A 19,977-nucleotide genomic window follows, 5' to 3' on the forward strand; every position below is an offset into this window, starting at 1 on the left:
CGTTACCGCTAGTAACGGAGACCTCGGCCACAACTCCGCTGCCTGCGCTTGCTAGGGTTAGCACCGCACTGGATCTCGATGTTGCGGTCCCGGCCGACTCGTCCGGCAGGCGATCGCGGAAGGTTGTACCCATGCCACTTGCCCTTCCATCGGCTGCCACGGTTCTTCGCAGGGCCGGCGATACCGCGCTCAGCGTCAACGCCATGGTCCGCGGCGGACTCTTCAGCCCGCTGCGCCCCGATCACGCGGTGCGCTCGGCGCTCAATGTGCTGAAGTTCGGTCCGTTCGCGGGCGCGGTCGTGCACGCGGCCAACACCAATCCCAAGTCCGCGGCCATCGTCGACGAGCGCGGCGAGCTCACCTTCGAGCAACTCGACCAGCAGTCCAATGCCTTCGCGCGCGGCCTCGCCGCCCAGGGCCTGGGCCCCGGCGACGTGATCGGCGTGCTGGCCCGCGACCACCGCGGCATGGTGCTGAGCCTGGTCGCCGCCGGCAAGCTGGGCGTGCGTGCGGTCCTGATGAACACCGGCTTCGCCAAGCCGCAGTTCACCGATGTCGCCGCCCGCGAGAACGTCAAGGCCGTGCTGCACGACAGCGAGTTCTTCGACCTGATGTCGGCCATCCCCGCCGAGATCCCGCGCATCCTGACCTGGGTCGACGAGAAAGACAATGCCGACCCGTCGATTCCGACCATCGATTCGGTGACCGCCGGGCAGTCCACCGCGGCACTGGCCCCGCCGGAGAAGCCGGGCGGCATGGTCATCCTGACCTCGGGCACCACCGGCACCCCGAAGGGCGCGCCGCGCGACAAGGTCAGCCCGTTCATCACGGCCCAGTTCCTGGATCGAATCCCGTTGCCGCGCAACAGCACCGTGGTGATGGCCGCCCCGATCTTCCACGCCACCGGCCTGTCGCAGTTCACACTGTCGATCGCACTGGGCAACCGGGTGGTCTTCCAGCAGCGCCGCTTCGATCCCGAGGGCACACTGGCCAACATCCAGAAGTACCGCGCCCAGGGCCTGACCGTGGTGCCGACCATGCTGCAGCGCATCCTGGATCTGCCCGAGGAGACCCTGGCCAAGTACGACCCGAAGCAGACGCTGAAGGTCATCTTCGCCGCCGGCTCGGCCATCCCGCCGGACGTCGTCACCCGCACTCTCGACTACTTCGGCGAGACCCTCTACAACGTGTACGGCTCCACCGAGTGCGCGGTCATGACCGTGGCCACCCCGGCGGAGCTGCGCAAGGCGCCGACCACCGCGGGCAAGGCGCCGGTCGGCATCCGCGTCGCGCTCTACGACGAGAACCGCAAGCGCATCTCCGCGCCCAATGTGACCGGCACGATCTTCATCGAGAACGGGCACTCGTTCAAGCAGTACACCGACGGCCGCACCAAGGAATACGTGGACGGCCTGATGTCCTCCGGCGATGTCGGTCACTTCGACACCGACGGGCTGCTGTTCATCGACGGCCGCGACGACGACATGATTGTCTCCGGCGGCGAGAACGTCTTCCCGCAGGAGGTCGAGAACCTGCTGTCCAACCGGCACGACATCCTGGAGGCGGCGGTCGTCGGCGTCGACGACCGCGACTTCGGAAAGCGGCTGCGCGCCATCGTGGTTCCGGGGCCCAACTCCAAGCGGGACGTGCAGGAGATCAAGGACTACGTGAAGGAGAACCTGGCGCGCTACAAGGTGCCGCGCGAGGTGATCTTCCTCGATGAGCTGCCGCGCAATGCCACCGGCAAGTTGCTGCGCAAGCCGCTGATCGAGATGGACGCCACCGAGGGCTGACCAAACTCGTTCGTGCCCCGCCACTTCAGTGGTGGGGCACGAAAGTTTGCCTGGAATTCGATCGCTATTATCAGCGCGTGAGTTCCGTGTCCGGCCGCCGTGCGGCGCAAACCAGCAGCGATGCTGCGGTATTGCGTGGCGCGGCGGCCGGTTCGGTTTCCGGCGCGCTCGCGGTCGCGGCGCACGGCTGGATCTCGGGGGCCGCGCCCCTGGAATCGGGGCCGTTGACGCTGTTGGTAGCCGCCTCGGCTGCGGTCGGCGCGGTGGTAGCGAGTGTGCACACGCTGCGCACCACGGCGCTCGGGCTGGTGGTCGCCCTGATCGGCGGACAGCTGCTCGGGCACTTCGCCATGATGTGGGGCTCGCCCGGCAGCATGCACCATCAGCACCACACCGCCTCGATGTGGAGTCCGGCCATGCTGGCCGCGCACCTCGTGGCGGCCTGCGCAGCGGCCGTGGTCATTCTGGGCGCGGAGGCGGCCTATCGGATCGGCACCACGGTGCTGGCCTGGGCGCTGCCGCGGCCGATCGCACTGCCGGTCCTCACCGGTCCGCCGCTGCTGCCCATCCCGCACCGGGATCTGGTCGTGCTGCGCATCTTCGCGGCCGACGTCTTCCGCACCCGCGGTCCACCTCTGCTCGTTCGAGGCTGATTCCTTTATTTCACCCGGGCACATGGGCTTTCACGGCCGTGTGACTTCGCTGTACGCCCGCGGCCGTCGCGGTGGTGTCATGCGCGTCCCGGTATTCCATGACCGCTGTGCGTACGCGGTGGCAGTCTCGTGCGCGCCATGAGGGGGTCCTGGCATGCCCGGACACAGCGCCGCATCGACGTGCCCGCTCCGATACCGCGTGTTCCCGGGTGTTCCCTCGAACCCGAAAGATCGCTGGTGACAATCACTGAGAGCGGTGTCGAGACGACACCGCCGCCCTCCCCTACCCGGACGACGGAGCCGCCGCCCTCCGGGCAGGCTCCGAAACGCAGCGCGGGCAACGCCTTCCAGGCGCTCATGCTGCGACTGCACTTCTACGCCGGTGTCTTCGTGGCGCCGTTCATCCTGATCGCGGCCGTGACCGGTGCGCTCTACGCGATCTCGCCGACGCTGGAGACCATCACCTCCAGCGGACTGCTGCACACCGATTCGACCGGTCCGGCCAAACCGTTGCAGGAGCAGGTCGCCGCCGGGCAGGCGGCGGAACCGAACCTGGCGCTGGTGGCGGTGGCCCCCGGGCAGAAAGCCGGGGAGACCACACGGGTCATCTTCAGCGATCCGTCGCTGGGTGAATCCGAGCGGCGCGCGGTGTTCGTCGACCCGGCGACCGCGCAGCCGGTGGGCGACAGCGTCGTCTACGGCAGCTCGGGCGCGCTGCCCATGCGCACCTGGATCGACCGGCTGCACAAGGATCTGCACCTGGGCGCGTTCGGCCGCTACTACAGCGAGTTCGCGGCCTCCTGGCTGTGGCTGGTGGCGCTGGCCGGGCTGGTGCTCTGGTACCGGCGGGTGCGGGGGCGGCGCGAGAAGCGTTCGCCCGGCTGGCTGGTGCGGCCGGATCGGTCGAAGCCGCGGGCCCGGACGCTGAATTGGCATGCGGTGGTGGGTGTCTGGATTCTGCCGGTGCTTCTGCTGCTGTCGGCCACCGGCATGACCTGGTCGAAGTACGCGGGCGACAATGTGACCCAGTTGCGGCGGGCGCTGAGCTGGACCACGCCCGCGGTGAGCGCCACCCTGCCGGGTTCCGGACCCGCCATGCCGGCGGGCGGTGAACACGACCATCACGGTGGCGGTGCGCCCATGCCCGCCGCGGGCAAGGCGGCGCTGGTCGACACCGTGTACGGCGTGGCCCGGGCCAATGGCCTCAACGGGCCGCTGGAGATCAGCATTCCGGCCAAGGACGGCACCGCCTTCGTGGCGCAGGAGCTGCGCCGGCCCGGGCAGTACACCCGCGATGCCATCGCGGTGGACGGCGCGACCGGCAATGTCACCGACAAGCTGCCTTACGCCGATTGGCCGCTCATGGCCAAGCTGACCAACTGGGGCATCCAGTTCCACATGGGTCTGCTGTTCGGCCTGGCCAATCAGCTGTTGCTGCTGGTCATCATGGCCGGGCTGGTCACGGTGATCGTGCGCGGCTACCTCATGTGGTGGCGGCGCCGCCCGACCAAGGAGTCGAGCCTCGCCGTGGGCAAGGCCCCACGCCGGGCGCTGGCGCAGACCCCGCTGATCGTCCTGGCGCCGTTGGCAGCGGCCGCCGCGGTGGTCGGCTGGTTCGCGCCCATGATCGGCATTCCGCTGCTGGCCTTCCTGGTGATCGACGTGCTGGCGGGTGTGGGAGCCCGCCTTCGCGCCACCGCCTAGTTCAAACGAGAACCGCTGAGCGACAAGGCCTCCGGGCCATGCCGTCGGCCGGTCACATCCTCTCGTGGCTCACGCACAGAGAAGAGCCACGCCACCCGTGCGGACCCTGACCCGCACCGACGAAAGCCGTAACCTGATGAAGCTCAACAAGTTCGCCATGTCCGCCGCCCTCCTGACGACCGCGCTCGGGGTCACCGCCGGAACCGTGAACGCCGCACCCGCCCCGTCCGACGCGGGTGTCGTCAACTACACGGCCACCACCGGCGAGAAGGACCTGGTCATCCGCACGGATGCCGGGTCGCTGGTGGTCGACAACGGTGTCCTGAAGATCCGGGCCGCCGACGGCACCACCGTCGCCGGCACCGAATTGTCTTTCCGGGTAGACGATTTCGTCTTCCCCGTCGCGGCCGACATCCACGACCGCGTCGCCACCCTCACCCCCCAGTTCGACGCCGCACACGCGGTCTACCAGCCGGTCGCCCTCCCCTTCGAGAGCAGCGCCCCCTGGAAGTCCGACTACGAGCGCGAACAAGCCGCCTGGAGCCGTATGACGAGCACCCTCTCCATGGGCGCCACCATCGGCACCCTCGCGGGCGGACTGGGCGGCGCAGCCCTCGGCTGCCTCCTCGGCGCAGTAGGCGCCGCAGGCCTGGTCACCCTCGGCTCCGCAGGCGTCCTGGCCGCCATGTTCATCCCCCTCCTCGGCGCGGCAGGCACCGGCTGCCTCATCGGCGCCGCCTCCGTCGGCTTCCTGGGCACCATCGCCGGCCAACTCTTCGTCACCGCCCCGGTAGCCATCGCCGCCGCAGTCCAGTACTTCACAACCATCAACCAGCCCAGCATCCAGCCGGCCAAGTAGACCGAAAACCGTTCGCCGCCATCCGATCTCGAGCCACGCGATCGGATGGCGGGTTCAGGTCCGCGGTCGACACCACACGGTTGCCGGTCGGCGTGGGTCGACTCAGGGGAGGCGGTGGGCGCCGGCGGAGGGGGTGACGGTGTAGTCGCGGGGTGGGTTGAACCCGTTGGCTGAGAAGGCTTCTCGGACGGACGTTCGTACTTCCGGGACGCGGTCCTGGTCGACGAGGGCGAGGATGCTGCCGCCGAAGCCGGCGCCGGTCAGGCGGGCGCCGTGGGCGCCGGCGGAGAGGGCGGCGGTTACGGCGGTGTCCAGGGGTGGGGCTGAGACTTCGAAGTTGTCTCGGAGGGAGGTGTGGCCTTCGGTGAGGAGGGGGGCTATGCGGCGGGGGTCGGCGCCGGTGCGCAATTGTTCGGCAATTCGCAGGACACGGGCGTTTTCGGTGATGACGTGGCGGGCGCGTCGGCGGAGGACGGGGTCGGGGAGGTGGTCGGCTTCGGCGGCGAAGGGGACGTCGCGGAGGGTGCGGACGCCCAGTTGAGCTGCGGCGGCGGCACATTCGGCGCGGCGGGCGGCGTATTCGCCGTCCACCAGACGGTGCGGGGTGCCGGTGTCGATGATCAGCATGGAGAGGCCGAAGGCGTTCAGGTCGAAGGGGATCTGTTCGGTGGCGCCGGTACGGGTGTCCAGGAAGAGGAGATGGCCGGGGGTGCAGAGCAGGGAAGCGGACTGGTCGAGGATGCCGGTGGGGACGCCGGCGTAGACGTTCTCGGCGGTGCGGGCGATGTCGACGAGTTCGGACACGGTGACCGCGGGGGCGAAGAGATCGCGCAGGGCGAGGGCGACCGAACAGGACAGGGCCGCCGAGGAGGACAGGCCCGCGCCGATCGGGACCGTGCCGTCGAGGTCGAGGTCGATGCCGGGCACCTCGTGGCCGCGGCGCTCGAATTCGCGGACGACGCCGAGCGGATAGTGCGACCAGGCAGGGAGATCGGACCAGCCGGCGGCGCCGAGGGCGGCGGTGGTGGTGTCGACCGCACCGGGCCGCTGCCGGGATCTCAGCCGCACCACGCCATCCGGTCTGGCCAACGCGGTGCAGGTCACACCCAGTGGCAGGGCCATCGGCAGCACGTAGCCGTCGTTGTAATCGGTGTGCTCGCCGATGAGATTCACCCGGCCCGGAGCCCACCAGCGTGGCGCCGTCGATTCCACTTCCGGCTCCTGTTCACAGGGTCGCGCAGGCCGTATGGTTCGATTCGCAGGGAGCATAGCGAGTCTCTCGGAAAGCAGTCCTGCGGGTTCGCCGAACTCCGCTCCGGAGCGGGCGTTTTCATGTCATGATCGGATCGGTTGCCCAGATAGTGGCAGCGCCTTCGTCGACCGGGCACTCTGCCACCGCTGCGTGGGGACCTATGCTCGTACCGCAACACTCGGTTGATGATCGGCGGTGTTTTTCGAGTACTGCTCGGACAAGGGGGGCTGGTGGGAACGGACGTACAACCGGCCGAACGGTCCGGTCCGCGGTTCAGAATCTGCTGGCGCACCACGCTGTTCATCGGTGGCGTCCTCATTCTCGGCCTGCCTATGGTGATCAACACTCGCGCGGTCGCGCTGGGAACCCTCTTCGTCTCGGTGGCCATCAGCCTCACCATGATCGGGCTCGGCGTACGCAAGTACCGCCCCCGCCATCCGCTGCCCTGGTACCTATTGTCCGCGTCCGCGGTGCAATTCGCCATCGGCACCGGGCTGCGCCACGTCTCCGAATCACAGCGCCACCCCTTCGACGATCTGTTCACCCTCAGCGGATACTGCTGCGTCGGCGTGGCCGCGGTGCTGTGGCTGCGCCCGCGCCAGAACAGCACCGATCACGATCTGCTGCTGGACTCGGGACTGATCGGCCTGGGCGCGCTGCTGCTGTCGTGGACGTTCCTCATCTCACCGGTGCTGCACATGACGCACCACACCCACTTCACCACCATCACCTCCGTCGCGGATCCGATCGTGGACGCGCTGCTGCTCACCGTGATCGTGCACTCGGTGATCACCGCGGCGCGCTCGGAGACCTCGCTGCGGCTGGTACACCTCGGCATGCTGGTGATCCTGGCCGGCGACCTGGCCTACAACCTGGAGACCGCGGGCTCGGCGGTCTTCGGCCGTCAGATCCAGCTGCTGCCATTGCAACTGGGATTCACCCTGATCGGCGCGGCCGCGCTGCACCCGAGCATGGTGGTCCTCGGCGGCCCCCGCGACATTCATCCACACCGGTCCCGGCAGCGGGCCAGCATCATCGCCATCGTGATGATCGTGGCCTCACTGGTGCCGGTGGTGGGCTCCAGCCTCGACACTCTCGACCGCGTGGTGGTGTCCTCGCTATTCGCCCTACTACTAGCGGGCGTACTGCTACGCAGTGAACGCGCCATCGAACGCAGCGCCCGCAGCGAACGGCGCGCGCAGTATCAGGCAGACCATGACATGCTCACCGGACTTCTGAACCGCGCCGCCCTGCTGCGGGCGCTGCATCGTAATCGGGACCGTTGGGCCGGACAGCCTTTGGCCCTGCTGTTCATCGACCTGGACGGCTTCAAACGGGTCAACGACAACTACGGGCACGCGGTGGGCGACGAGCTCATCGCCAATGCCGCGGCCCGCATCCGACGCGTGATCCGCCGCGATGACGCGGCCGCCCGCTACGGCGGCGACGAATTCGTGGTGCTGGCCCCGCTGGCGCAGCCGCAGGCCCGTCAACTGGCCGAGCGGCTGCTGGCCACCATGGGGGAACCGTTCGAGCTGAGCGCGGCCGAGGTGCGCATCGCGGCCAGCATCGGAATCGCCTGCACCAAGCCGCGGGAGACCGAGACCACGGTCTACGAGTTACTGCGCGAGGCGGATTCGGCGATGTACCACGCCAAGGAGTACTCGCTCGGCTACATCTTCCACGATGACCTGCGACGCAGCCGTCCCGACACCGGTCCGCGCACCTGGCACCGCGAATCCGCGGTGTGAGCCGGAGCGGGCTCCGCACAAGGGATGTAGCCCAACCCCGCACGAAAAGGGTTGGGCCGACTGTCCTCTACGTGAGCGGCGTCGCGTCAGGCCAGGTCTTCGAGTAGCCGACGGGCCGATTCGAGTTCGGCCTGCAGCTGCTCCACCTTGGCCTGCTGCGCGGAGCGGACCGACTCGTGGATGGAGTCGACGACCTCGGCGAACTCGGGGTGGAGGATCTTGGCGGCCTGGGCCACAGCGGAACTCGTGACGACGAGGCCCTTGATGGCGCGCTTCTTGCCGTTCACGACATCGAGGGTCCACTCGCCCTCGGCGGTGCCGCTGAGGGTGACCGTCACCTCGGGGGCCTTCGCCTTCTTGGCGGCGGCGCCGGCGGCATTGCGCGCCGGGCGCGAGGCGGCGGGCTTGGCCTTGACCTCGGGCGCGGATTCCGCGACCGGCTGCGCGGTCTCGATTTTGGCTTCCGGAGCGCTCGGCGCGGTGGCCGGCGTCGTCGCGGGAGACGACATCGTCACGGTGGGTTCCTTCCTGGTTGCCGTTTTCGGTTGAGCTCCGGCCGGTTTGGCCGGGTTCTGCCGGGCCGGTTTGGTCAGGGTCACCTCGGTGGGACCGAAGGACAGCACGTCCTTCGAGCCCGTCGGCTTCACCTGCAGGAAATCCCCCTCGGAGGGATCCCCGAGGGACATCACCTTTCCGGAACGGCCTTCCGGAACGCCGACCGCCACCGCGGTGAACCACACCATCGGTGGCCGGCCCGCGTCGATTTCCGCGGCGATCTGCCGAATTTCGGTATCCGACAAGGGCTGTGGCTTGGTACGGGTCGACATGGGGCACTCCGGGCGGACGGGGCGGACATCTGCGTGCCAAGAGCATGCACCATGGCACCGACAAATCCACATCCGGAGAACGCACATGGTCACCGCCCGAGAGCCAGTGAACCGTCAGCAATTCCTATAGGTGCGGCCCACAGAGCATGGCCGGCGCTGGTGATCCTAAGCGTCCGCCCCTGTCCCCACGCAACTTTCGAGGTCGCGCGACCGCACCGGCGTCCGATATGCGCGTATCGATCAGAGTTGCTCGACCCCGCGCAGCACACACCGCACGGTCTGCGGCCGCGAGACCGGATCCAGCAGCGTCTCCGTGGTGAAGTCCTGGGTCGAGCCCGGCGCCACCAGCACCTCGGTGCGTGTCCGTTCCAGATCCGTGGACTCCGGCGACATGAAACTGATCACCACCAGATACCTGTGCTCCACCACATCCCGATTGCTCACCACGGCCGTCGCCTGCCAGCCCGCCGAGGTGCCCGCACAGGCGGTGACGAAGGCGCTGCGCTGCATCTCGCCGCCATCGGTCGACGCCATCTCGGTGTTGGACTGGTGTGCGTGCGCGGAATCGGTGTGGCCGGCGTGGGCGCATCCGGTGAGCAGCGCCGCACATCCCGAGACGACACCGACGAGACCTCGGCCGGGGGTGATCATGAATCTCCCATTCCACCGCGCACTTCCGCCCCCGCAATCCTGTTGCGGCTGATTAGCCGCGCGCCGAGAGTACCCCAGCACGACCGCGTGTCGTCACATGACGGCATAGGCGTGTCGCCGTCCGAAATGGGCCATACGCTCGCATTTCGCGCACTCACAGGCACCTGCCTACGATCAGTGAGGTGAAGGTTCTCGGCGCATGCCCGCTCGACTGCCCGGATGCCTGCTCCTGGGTGGTGGACGTCCAGGACGGCCGGGCCACCGGCCTGCGCGGCAACAAGGAGCATCCGGTCACCCGGGGCGCGCTGTGTGTCAAGGTGAACCGCTACCTCGAACAGGTCCACTCCCCTGAACGCCTCACCCGACCGCTGCGCCGTGTCGGCCGCAAGGGCGAGGGCCGCTTCGAGCCGATCACCTGGGACGAGGCGCTCGACGAGATCGCCGGCAAGCTCACCGGCATCATCGCCGAATACGGCGGCGAGGCGATCTGGCCGTTCCACGGCACCGGCAGCCTCGGCTACCTCCAAGGGCTGGAGGGCTTTTCCGGCAGGCGATTCTTCAACGCGCTCGGCGCCTCCCTGCACGACCCGGCCATCTGCTCGATCGCGGGCAGCACGGGATTGAAATACACCCTGGGCACCTCGGGCGGCATGGACCCGGAGGACCTCGCGAAGTCGAAGCTGATCCTGTTGTGGGGCACCAATCCGCTCAGCTCGGGCCATCATGTCTGGAAGTTCATCCAGGACAGCGGCGCGTACACGATCGCCATCGATCCGGTGCGCACCCGCACCGCCGAACGCTGCGACGAGCATCTGGCCCCGCTGCCCGGCACCGATGCCGCGCTGGCGCTGGGCCTCATGCACGTGATCGTCGGGTTGGGGGCCGAGGACACCGAGTTCCTGGCCGCCCATACCGCGGGCTGGCCCGAATTCCGTGACCGCATCGCGGAGTACCCGCCGGAGCGGGTCGCCGAGATCACCGGGCTGCCGGTGGAGCGCATCGTGGCCCTCGGCGAGCGCATCGCCCGCACCCGGCCCACCGCCATTCGCGCCTCGCAGGGCATGCAGCGGCACGCGGGCGGCGGTATGGCGCTGCGCACCCTGGCCTGCCTGCCCGGCGTCACCGGCGACTGGGCGATTCCCGGTGGCGGACTGCACTATTCGACCAGCGGGCACTTCCGGCTCGATACGCCCGCGCTGATGCGCCTGGATCTGCTGCCGCATCCGGTCCGGACGCTGTCCATGACCCGGATGGGCGAGGAGCTGCTGGAGACCGACGGGCCGCCGGTGCAGGCGCTGTTCGTGATCGCGGCGAATCCGGTGGGCTCCAATCCCGATCAGCGACGGGTGATCGAGGGGCTCTCGCGCGAGGACCTGTTCACCGTTGTCCTGGAACATTTTCCGACCGACACGGTCGACTACGCCGATATCGTCCTCCCGGCCACCATGCAGCCCGAGCACCTCGATGTGCTGGCCGCGTACGGCAATCTCTATCTGGTCTGGAACGAACCGGCCGTGACCCCGCCCGGTGAATGCCTGCCCACCACCGAGACCTTCCGCCGGCTGGCCCGGCGCATGGGGCTGACCGAACCAGCGCTCTACGACTCGGATGAGGACCTGGCGAACCAGCTGCTGAAACAGTACGACGTCGACCGCCTGCGCGCCGAGGGCTTCCTGAAGATCGATCCGGGCCCCGTGCCCGCGAACAGGCTACGGTTCGTCTCGGACCGCGCGGCCAAGGCGGGCCACGATCCCCTGGCCGGATACACCCCGCCCGCCGATCCGGGCGACGGCCTGGTGCTCATCTCCGCGGCGTCGCACTACTTCCTTAACACGACCTTCGGCATCGATCCCGAATTACGCAGGCGCGCAGGCGTACCGACGATCACCGTTCATCCGGAGGACGCGGCGGCACGCGGCATCGCGGACGGTGATCCGGTCACCGTCCACAACGACCGCGGTTCCTTCGAAGCCACCGCCGAGATCTCCGACCGAGTCCGCCGGGGCGTCGCCGCGACCACGAAGGGGCGCTGGGCCAAGCACTCCGGCGGCTCGACGGTGAACGCCACGGTCGCGGAACGCGACTCGGACTTCGGTGGCGGCGCCGTCTTCCACGACAACCGGGTATCGATCACCCTGCGCCGCTGAGCGCCGGGTCGCTCAGGAGTTCAGCGTCTCCAGCACTCGCCGGGCCTGGTAGTCCGCGCCGAGCTGGTTGGGGTGGAACGGGACGGCGAGGCCGAGGGGGCTGCCGGAGAAGGGCAGGAGACCTTCGACCCAGCGGGTGCCGACAGGCTTGCAGGCGTCGTGGCCGGAGCTGCCGTCGTAGGTGTCGACGAAGTCGACGCCGGTCTCGTCGGCGACCCGGGCGAGCATGTCGTGCATCTCGATCAGCTTCTGCCCCAGCCAGATCGCGTCGGGGTCGGAGATGGGGATCTCGGGCCAGCAGCCGCCGTCGAGGCCGATGCCCTCGAAGTAGTCGAGGAGCAGGATGCGGGCGTGCGGGGCGCGCTCGCGAATGCCGGCGATGGCGGCGGCCACGCGGGGTTCGGTGCGGGCGATGTTCTGCGACATCCGGTCGACGCCGTTCACCACCATCTCGTTCAGGCAGGGGCTGACGGCAGGGTCGGCGGTGATGCAGTCGGAGACGGTTCCGGCCAGATCCGCGTCGTTGCCGCCGATTTCGAGGGTGACCAGGTCGGTGGTCTCGGTCAGCCGGTCGAACTGCGGGGCGTTGTCGCCGAGCACGGTGTGCTGCGGCCGGGTCATGTCGGCGGTGACCGCGCCACCGCAGGTGGCGTCGCGGAACACCGGCACGGCCAGGGCCGCGGCGACCTGCTTGGCGTAGTCGTGGACGCTCTGCGCGCAGCCGGCCGCGGTGAAGGCGGTGGTGAGCTGGCTCAGGGTGGCGTCGGCGGCCCAGGAATCACCCAGGGCCACATACTCGTTGACGGCCGGGGTATCGGCGGTGGCCGGGTCTGCCTGGGCGGCGACGGCCGGAATGATGGCGGCTAGGGCGGCGACGGTCAGCAGTACACGCGAGGTCTTCATGTCTGTTCTCCCCTGGACCAGCCCAATACCGAATGTCGGACTGTATTCAGTGCGGAACCTAACAGCTGCACGACCGCGGCGCGCGGCGAATTGAAACAATCTTCGGTCGCAACGTTTCCGGCCTCGGCTCAGACCCGATCCACCGACTCCAACCGCTCGTGTTCCGGCGACTCCACCCGCTCGTATCCCAGCAGGACATCGTGCGCGACCTCACCATCGGCGACCGTGACCCGGCTGAACACCGCAGGATAACCCCGGGCCATCACGGTGTAGCGTCCCTCGGTCAGATCCGGCACCACATAGCGTCCGGCGTCGTCGGTGCGGGTGATGGCGATCAGGTCCCCCGCCTCGTCCAGCACCGTGATCTGGGCATCGGGCACGCCGAGACCGCGCTCATTGCACGCCGACCCCGCCAACACCGCGCGCGGCGCCAATTCGATGTCGTGACGCAGCATTCCGCTGTCCGGCACGGTCAGGGTGACCGCGGAGGGACGCATGTGGTCCGCCACCGCGACCAGCGTGTAGGTGCCGGCCAGCACGCCGCGGCAGGTGAAGTCGCCGTCCACGGTGGTAACCGCCGAGCCGACCACATCGCCGAACGCGTCGGTGAGGGTGATGGTCGCATCGCCCAGCGGCGCACCGCGTCCCGCCGACCGCACCACGCCCGACACCTCACCGGAGCCGAGCAACGCCACGTCCAGGCTGAGCGGGCGGCTGCCGACCGAAATGGTCACGGCGGCGGGCTGATACCCGAACGCCGACACGATCAGCACATAGCCGCCCGCCCGCGGCACGCCGATGACATAGCCGCCGTCGGCTGCGCCGACGGCGCGCGACACCTGCCGCCCACGCTGGTCGATGAGGGTGAGCACGGTATCGGGCACCGACTGCCCGTCCTCGCGGTGCACGCAGCCCGAGACCGACAGTCCCGACGGCTGGACGAAGTGGAACTCGGGCTCCGGCTCGGGCTCCGGCTCGATGTCGGGCTCCGGCTCGATGTCGGGCTCCGGCTCGATGTCGGGCTCAGGCTCGGCCACCTCAGCCACCACCCGCACCGGAACATCCTGCAGCGGAATCTCTTTCATGAACATGAGCACGAACGCCGCTACCACCGCCACCGCGGCCGCCACTAAGAACACTCCGCCCATGGCATGGGTGAACCCGGTCAGGATGGGTACGCGCAGTTGCTCCGGCAGGGCCGCGATGCCGCTGGTATTGCTCTGGATCCGGCCCAGCTGCCCGGCATCGAATCCCGGCGGTAGCTGTCCGCCGAAGGCAGCCATGATCTTGCGGGGCAGCAGGTTGAACAGAATGGTCAGGAAGACCGCGACACCGAGCGTGCCGCCCATCTGCCGGAAGAAGGTGGCCGACGCGGTGGAGACACCCATATCGGTGCGCGGCCCGGCGTTCTGCGCCGCGATGACGAGCGTCTGCATGCACCCGCCCAGGCCGAAACCGATGACGCCGCAGTACAGCAGCGGCTGCCACAGCGGACTGTCGTAGTGCACCAGCGCGAACAGCACCGACCCGGCGCCGATCACCAGCGAGCCGAGCACCGGCAGCATCTTGTACCGCCCGGTGAACTTGGTGACGAGCCCGGACAATTGCGCGCCCAGCATGATGCCCATCACCAGTGGCAGCATGAAAAGCCCGGAGCGCGTGGGCGAATACCCACGCACCACCTGGAAGTAGAGCGGCACCAGCACGATCGCGCCGAACATCGCCACGCCGACGATGAACCCGCCCACGATGGCGATGCTGAAGGTGCGATTCCCGAACAGCCGCAGCGGAATCAGCGCGCTGTCCTTCATGAGGAATTCGACAACCAGGAACAGCACCAGCCCGGCCGCCGCGATGGCATAGCCGAGCAGGGCGCGATGTGAACTCCAGCCCCAGTCCCGGCCCTGCTGGGCGACGATGAGCAGCGGAACCGTGCCCGCCGCAAGGGTTATCGCCCCCAGCCAGTCGGTGCGGTGGCGGTGCCGCTCGAAGGGTACGTCCAGCACCTTGCCGACGACCAGGATCGCCAGCACGCCGATCGGTACGTTCACCAGGAACACCCAGCGCCAGCCGGAGAGTCCGAGAATGTGGTCGGCATTGGAGAAGAAGCCGCCCAGCACCGGGCCGAGTACCGTGGCGATGCCGAAGACCATCATGAAATAGCCCTGGTACTTGACTCTTTCGCGGGGCGGCACGATATCGCCGATGATGGTGAAGGCCAACGACATGAGCCCGCCGGCGCCGACGCCCTGCAGCGCACGGAATCCCGCGAGCTGATACATGGAGGTGGCGAAGGTGCAGGCCACCGAGCCGATCACGAAGACGCCGATGGCGATGAGGTAGCAGGGTTTTCGGCCGTAGATGTCGGCGAGCTTGCCGTAGAGCGGCGTCGAGATGGTGGCGGTGATGAGATAGGCCGTGGTGGCCCAGGCCTGCTTGTCGAACCCGTGCAGGCTGTTGGCGATGCGGACGATCGCCACGCTCACGATGTTCTGGTCCAGCGCCGCCAGGAAGACGCCCAGCAGCAGGCCGGACAGGATGGTCATGATCTGGCGGTGCGACAGCGTGCTCTCGATCGGCGGTGTTCTCTCGATCGGCGCGTTGGCGGCCGGGGCGACCCGGACCGGCGCCGCCACCCGCGACGGGATGGACACCGATGTCTGGGTGGAGCTATTAGTCATGTTTGGGGCCCTTGTCAGATTTCGACTGTCCGTGCGTGCGGTACTACTCGAAAAGACCTCGCCATGAAGCAATTCGGGCAGCCTACTCCCGCCGATCGGGGCCCCTCACACGAGGTGGCGGTTACGCCTCCGTTTGCGCGTAGAGCGGAATACCGGTGTGGAAGAAGCGAATGAGCCGCCCGATGCGCACACAGTGGTCGGCGCCGCGCTCGTAGTGGTGGGCCAGCAGCGCGATGTCGATGGCCATGGCCGGCCCGTGCGGCCAGCCGTCATCGGCGGCCAGCTCCACCAGCCGGCCGCGCAGCCGCTCCAGATTCTCGTCGCGCGGCACCAGCGCGCGATCCCGCGGCGGGTTCTGTGCCGCAATGACTTTGCCCGCCAGGTCCGTGAGATCGGTGACCGCGGCGGACATTTCCGCGAGCAGGTCGAGCGCCTGCCGCGGGGCCACGGCATTCGGATAGCGGCGCACCACCACATCGGCCACCCGGCTCAGCGCGCGGCTGACCGCGAGCAGGTCGTCGGCGATCTGCATGGCCGTCACCACCTGGCGCAGGTCGCGGGCCACCGGCGCCTCCAGGGCGAGCAGGATGACCGACCGGTCCTCACATTTCGCGTGCTCGATCTCCACCTGTTCCTCGAACGCGAACACCTCGTAGGCAGCAGTCAGGTCGCTGCCGAGGAGTGCCGCCGAGGCCCGTTCCGAGGCCTCGTGCGTCAGTCGCGCCATATGCGCGAGCTCGTCGGTCAGCGCCATCAGTTCGCTGGAGAATTTCGTGCGCACTCGCATATCTTCGCCGCCCACCCGCATACCTGCACACTATCGTGGCAAAACCTTTATCCCCGAATGACTCTCGGTTGTCGAGCCGAGAGAAAAACAGACCGACCAGAATTCTCTGTTCCTGCCAACAACGGCGGGTTCGATCGCGGGCCGCACCCTGGCCGGGCCGTGCCGAGGATCGAGCCCAGGATCACCAGCCCACTATCTCCACGCACCACCTGCCCCTTCCCGATCCGCGGGAGCGTAAGCCACGCCGCCGGCACGCTGGGTGGGGCAGCTGGATCATGAGCGGGAAACTTTCCCAACGAGAAACATTGCCCATTGGGCACGTTTTACGCATACTGGAGTCATGCCGGACGAACAGCCCCTCGGTCTCCGCGAACGCAAGAAGCTCGACACCCGGAAAGCCCTGAGCGACGCGGCCCTTCACCTCATGTTCGAGCGCGGCCTCGAGAACGTGGTGCGCGAGGACATCGCCGCCCGCGCGGGAGTGTCGGTGCGCACCTTCAACAACTACTTCACCGGCAAGTACGACGCGCTCGTCTACCGGCACCTGGCCCGACTCGGCAGCGCCGTCGAGATCCTGCGCTCCCGACCGGCGAACGAGCCACTGTGGGAGTCGCTCACGGTGGCACTGCTCGAACCGTTCGAGACGGAACTGGCCGAGTCGGCGCGCTACATGCCCACGCCCGCGGAGCTCGCCGAGGTCCGGAAACTGATGGCCGCCCCCGAAACCAGGGCCCTGCTGGCCAAGGGCGCCGAGGACAACCTCGTGGCCGCCATCGCCGAACGCACCGGCACCGATCCCGACGTGGACATCTACCCGCGGCTGGTGGCAGGAGCGGCGGGCGCCGCGCTCCAGGCTGCCTTCGAGGTCTACGCGCGCACCGCCCCGCCCGAACCCGTCACCCATCTGGTCCGCCAGGCCCTCGCGGCCCTTGCGGCGGGCCTGCCCCAACCGCCGGCCTAGCAGCACCGCTCGCGCCGGTTCCGCCAAATACCCTCAACGACAAGAGGTTTATTTGCCATGCCCGAAAACAAAGTCGACATCGTCATTGCCGGAGCCGGGCCGAACGGCCTGATGCTCGCCTGCGAACTCGCGCTCGCCGGCCTCCGCCCCATCGTGCTGGACCGGCTCCCCGCGCCCAGCCCCGAACCGAAGGCCAACGGCCTGGCCGGACAGGTGGTCCGGGTCCTCGATATGCGCGGGCTCTACGGCGCGTTCAGCGGCAGTCCGGGCGCACCGGCCCCGGTGCCGCGCTACATCTTCGGCGGCATGCCCCTGGATCTCACTGCCGTACAACCGAATCCGGTGCACCTCGTCTTCAAACCGCAGCCGGAGATGGTGGAGATTCTCACCAAGCACGCCGTCGACCTCGGCGTCGACCTGCGCTGGGGCCACGCACTGACCGACCTCGAGCCCGGCGACGACCAGGTCACGGTCTCGGTGACCGCACCCGACGGGCCCTACCGGCTGACCGCCCGCTACCTGGTCGCGGCGGACGGCGGAAGGAGCCTGGTGCGCAAGCGGATCGGGATCGACTTCCCGGGTATCACCTCCGACGCGCACGTCAGCCGAGTCGGCCACGCCACCCTGCCCGACGAGTTCCGCGCCGGGGACGGCGCCATCGATATTCCCGGGGCGGGCCGTTTCGGGCTCGGCCATCACCGGCTCGAACGCGGCATGTTCATCTTCGCCGAACTCGATCCGGGGCGGCCGATCATCGGCACCATGGAATTCCAAGGCGGCGAACGGTTCTCCGACGACGAACCCCTGACCTTCGACGAACTGCGCGACAGTGCCGAACGCGTCCTCGGCGTCCCGCTGCCCATCACACCGCCGACCGGCCCGGGCCCGCACACCCTGCGCCGCACGGTCGGCCAGAACACCCGGGTGGCGGAGCATTACCGGCAGGGACCCGTCCTGCTGCTCGGCGATGCCGCGCACGTTCATTCGGCCATGGGCGGGCCCGGGCTGAATCTCGGTTTGCAGGACACCGTCAACCTGGGCTGGAAGCTCGCGGCCGAAATCCAGGGGTGGGCGCCCGAGGGGCTGCTCGACACCTACGAGGCCGAACGACACCCGGTGGCCGAACGCGTGGTGATGTACTCGCTCTCCCAGGCGGCACTGGTCTCTCCCGGGCCGGAAATCACCGCCCTCCGGCAGCTTTTCGGCGAGCTGCTGCAGCTGCCGGAGGCGGCCTCGCATATCGCCGGGTTGCTGGCGGGCGCGGACAATCGCTACGACGTCGGTGACGATCATCGGCTGTCCGGCTACTTCTTCCCCGATTGCGCCATCGAAACAGCCAGTGGCGCAAACCGGATCGCCGAACTCCAGCGGGGCGCCCGTCCGGTGCTGCTCAGCTTCGACGCCGCTCTCGATCCGATTGCGGCCGTGGACGGTTGGACCGACCGCGTCACGCCCATCGTCGCCACGGCCGCCGAACCTCCGGCCGCCGCGCTGCTGATCCGCCCGGACGGATACGTGGCCTGGGCGGCGGATGACATCACCCCGGCCGCGCGGGAGAGCCTCCGGACCGCGCTGCACCGGTGGTTCGGCGGGCCGCGGGTCCTGGGAATCGACGTGCGGCCGAACTAGAGTCCTCCCATGGCGACATCGGCGGCGGGGTCGGCGGCGGGCGGTATCGGAGCGGCGGAGGCCGGGCGGGCCGCGCGGAAGCGAGTGCCGCGCAGGTCGCTGGGCGAGTGGCAGCCACCGGCCGATCGACCAGATCCGGTGGCGGTGCTGGAAAGGCAAGCCGCTACCCGGCTGCCCGAGCTGGTGCCGATCCGATACGCGCGGATGGCGGCCGGGCAGTTCCCGTTCTATCGCGGTGCCCCGGCGATCATGGCGGCCGATCTCGCGAGCGGACCGCACACCGGGCTGCACGTGCAGCTGTGCGGGGACGCGCACCTGTCGAACTTCGGGGTGTTCGCCTCGCCGGAACGATCACTCGTGTTCGATGTCAACGACTTCGACGAGACCCTGCCCGGTCCGTTCGAGTGGGATGTGAAGCGGCTGACGGCCAGTGTGGCGGTGGCGGTCCGGGCCAATGGGCATGACGACGCCGACGCGAGCGGGGCGGCGGTCGCGGCGGCGCGGGCCTACCGCGAGACCATGGTCCGGCTGGCGGGGCTCGGCGAGACCGAGGTCTGGTACGAGAAGGTCGACGCCGAGCAGGTGGCCCAGCTGCTCGGCCCGGCCGACCGCAAACGGACCGACAAGGTGATCACCCGGGCGCGGGCGCGCACCAGCCTGCACGCACTGGACAAGCTCACCGAACCCGGGCCCGACGGCGCGCCGCGCATCAAGGCCGAGCCGCCCCTGCTGCGGCCCGTGCCGAAAGAGCAGCACGCCGAACTGCTCTCGGTGCTCTCCGACTACCGGGACACGCTGCCCGAGGAGCGCCGGGTGCTGTTGGACCGCTACGAATTACGCGACATCGCCGTGAAGGTCGTGGGCGTCGGCAGTGTCGGCACCCGGTGCTTCATCGCGCTGCTGACCGGGCGCAATACCGGCGATCCGCTCTTCCTCCAGGTGAAGCAGGCCGAGCATTCGGTGCTGGCCGCGCACCTGCGGAGCAGTCGGTTCGCGCATCAGGGGCACCGGGTCGTGCACGGGCAGCGGCTCACCCAGTCGGCGGGTGACATCTTCCTGGGCTGGGCGACGGGACCGGACGGGCTTTTCTACTACTGGCGGCAGCTCAGGGACATGAAGGGCTCCGTGGTGATCGCCGAGATGTCCGTGGACCGGCTGCGGCAGTACGCGGCGCTGTGCGGGCACACCCTGGCGCGCGGACACGCGCGGTCCGGCGACAGGGCGGCCATCGCGGCATACCTCGGCGGCAACGACGTCTTCGACCAGGCCATGGGCGAATTCGCGCTGGCCTACGCCGATCAGACGGCGGCCGATCACGAATCCCTGCTCGCCGCAATTGATTCCGGACGCGTCAAGGCGGCCGAGAACGGCGGGTAGGA

15 protein-coding genes are annotated in these 19,977 nt (G+C 68.7%); 9 read left to right on the plus strand and 6 right to left on the minus strand.

The features are described 5' to 3' along the window. The first annotated feature begins 131 nt into the window (after positions 1-131). From ON33_RS21745 to ON33_RS21760, 4 genes are all read left to right on the plus strand, one after another. Positions 132-1,793 (plus strand): acyl-CoA synthetase, encoded by a 1,662-nt coding sequence (locus ON33_RS21745; protein ID WP_040860829.1) that lies wholly within the window; start codon positions 132-134, stop codon positions 1,791-1,793. 77 nt (positions 1,794-1,870) lie between these two features. Next, a complete protein-coding gene (locus ON33_RS21750) occupies positions 1,871-2,446 on the plus strand; it encodes a hypothetical protein (protein WP_245550651.1) in 576 nt (191 codons plus the stop codon). A gap of 357 nt (positions 2,447-2,803) precedes the next feature. After that, entirely contained in the window at positions 2,804-4,150 is a 1,347-nt protein-coding gene (locus tag ON33_RS21755; RefSeq protein ID WP_373281053.1) for a PepSY-associated TM helix domain-containing protein, read from the plus strand. Positions 4,151-4,286: 136 nt separating this feature from the next. Further along, entirely contained in the window at positions 4,287-5,009 is a 723-nt protein-coding gene (locus tag ON33_RS21760; protein WP_040860831.1) for a DUF8020 domain-containing protein, read from the plus strand. Positions 5,010-5,111: 102 nt separating this feature from the next. On the opposite strand, the gene galK is transcribed toward ON33_RS21760, so the two are convergent. Next, complete coding sequence (gene galK / locus ON33_RS21765; RefSeq protein ID WP_245550652.1) at positions 5,112-6,221, minus strand: galactokinase; 1,110 nt, start codon at positions 6,219-6,221, stop codon at positions 5,112-5,114. A 270-nt stretch (positions 6,222-6,491) separates the two neighbouring features. Here galK and ON33_RS21770 point away from each other — a divergent pair, with 270 nt between their 5' ends. After that, positions 6,492-8,012 (plus strand): GGDEF domain-containing protein, encoded by a 1,521-nt coding sequence (locus tag ON33_RS21770; RefSeq protein ID WP_040860833.1) that lies wholly within the window; start codon positions 6,492-6,494, stop codon positions 8,010-8,012. 86 nt (positions 8,013-8,098) lie between these two features. Here the strand turns inward: ON33_RS21770 and ON33_RS21775 are convergent, their stop codons facing one another. Then, positions 8,099-8,839 (minus strand): DUF6319 family protein, encoded by a 741-nt coding sequence (locus tag ON33_RS21775; protein ID WP_040860834.1) that lies wholly within the window; start codon positions 8,837-8,839, stop codon positions 8,099-8,101. A gap of 240 nt (positions 8,840-9,079) precedes the next feature. Next, positions 9,080-9,490: a hypothetical protein gene (locus ON33_RS21780; RefSeq protein ID WP_040860835.1), complete on the minus strand. Its 411-nt coding sequence runs from the start codon at positions 9,488-9,490 to the stop codon at positions 9,080-9,082. A gap of 182 nt (positions 9,491-9,672) precedes the next feature. On the opposite strand from ON33_RS21780, the gene ON33_RS21785 reads away from it, so the two are divergent. After that, positions 9,673-11,637: a molybdopterin-containing oxidoreductase family protein gene (locus ON33_RS21785; RefSeq protein WP_051152603.1), complete on the plus strand. Its 1,965-nt coding sequence runs from the start codon at positions 9,673-9,675 to the stop codon at positions 11,635-11,637. 12 nt (positions 11,638-11,649) lie between these two features. Here the strand turns inward: ON33_RS21785 and ON33_RS21790 are convergent, their stop codons facing one another. From ON33_RS21790 to ON33_RS21800, 3 genes are all read right to left on the minus strand, one after another. Beyond that, the gene (locus ON33_RS21790) at positions 11,650-12,540 is read right to left on the minus strand and encodes an SGNH/GDSL hydrolase family protein (protein ID WP_051152604.1); all 891 of its coding nucleotides are present in this window, start codon (positions 12,538-12,540) and stop codon (positions 11,650-11,652) included. A 128-nt stretch (positions 12,541-12,668) separates the two neighbouring features. Beyond that, on the minus strand, positions 12,669-15,221 hold the full coding sequence (locus ON33_RS21795) for an MFS transporter (protein WP_083869174.1): 2,553 nt from the start codon (positions 15,219-15,221) through the stop codon (positions 12,669-12,671). A 121-nt stretch (positions 15,222-15,342) separates the two neighbouring features. Further along, entirely contained in the window at positions 15,343-16,002 is a 660-nt protein-coding gene (locus ON33_RS21800; protein WP_083869199.1) for a phosphate signaling complex PhoU family protein, read from the minus strand. A 346-nt stretch (positions 16,003-16,348) separates the two neighbouring features. On the opposite strand from ON33_RS21800, the gene ON33_RS21805 reads away from it, so the two are divergent. Genes ON33_RS21805 through ON33_RS21815 form a run of 3 tightly spaced genes read left to right on the plus strand, consistent with a single transcriptional unit; the run spans position 16,349 to position 19,975 of the window. Next, complete coding sequence (locus ON33_RS21805) at positions 16,349-16,969, plus strand: TetR/AcrR family transcriptional regulator (RefSeq protein ID WP_040860837.1); 621 nt, start codon at positions 16,349-16,351, stop codon at positions 16,967-16,969. 57 nt (positions 16,970-17,026) lie between these two features. After that, positions 17,027-18,598, plus strand: coding sequence for an FAD-dependent monooxygenase (locus ON33_RS21810; RefSeq protein ID WP_040860838.1), 1,572 nt, complete (start codon positions 17,027-17,029; stop codon positions 18,596-18,598). Positions 18,599-18,607: 9 nt separating this feature from the next. After that, complete coding sequence (locus ON33_RS21815) at positions 18,608-19,975, plus strand: DUF2252 domain-containing protein (RefSeq protein ID WP_051152606.1); 1,368 nt, start codon at positions 18,608-18,610, stop codon at positions 19,973-19,975. Positions 19,976-19,977 lie beyond the last annotated feature (2 nt).

It is taken from the genome of Nocardia niigatensis NBRC 100131, assembly GCF_000308655.1.
In the GTDB taxonomy this organism is placed as follows: domain Bacteria; phylum Actinomycetota; class Actinomycetes; order Mycobacteriales; family Mycobacteriaceae; genus Nocardia; species Nocardia niigatensis.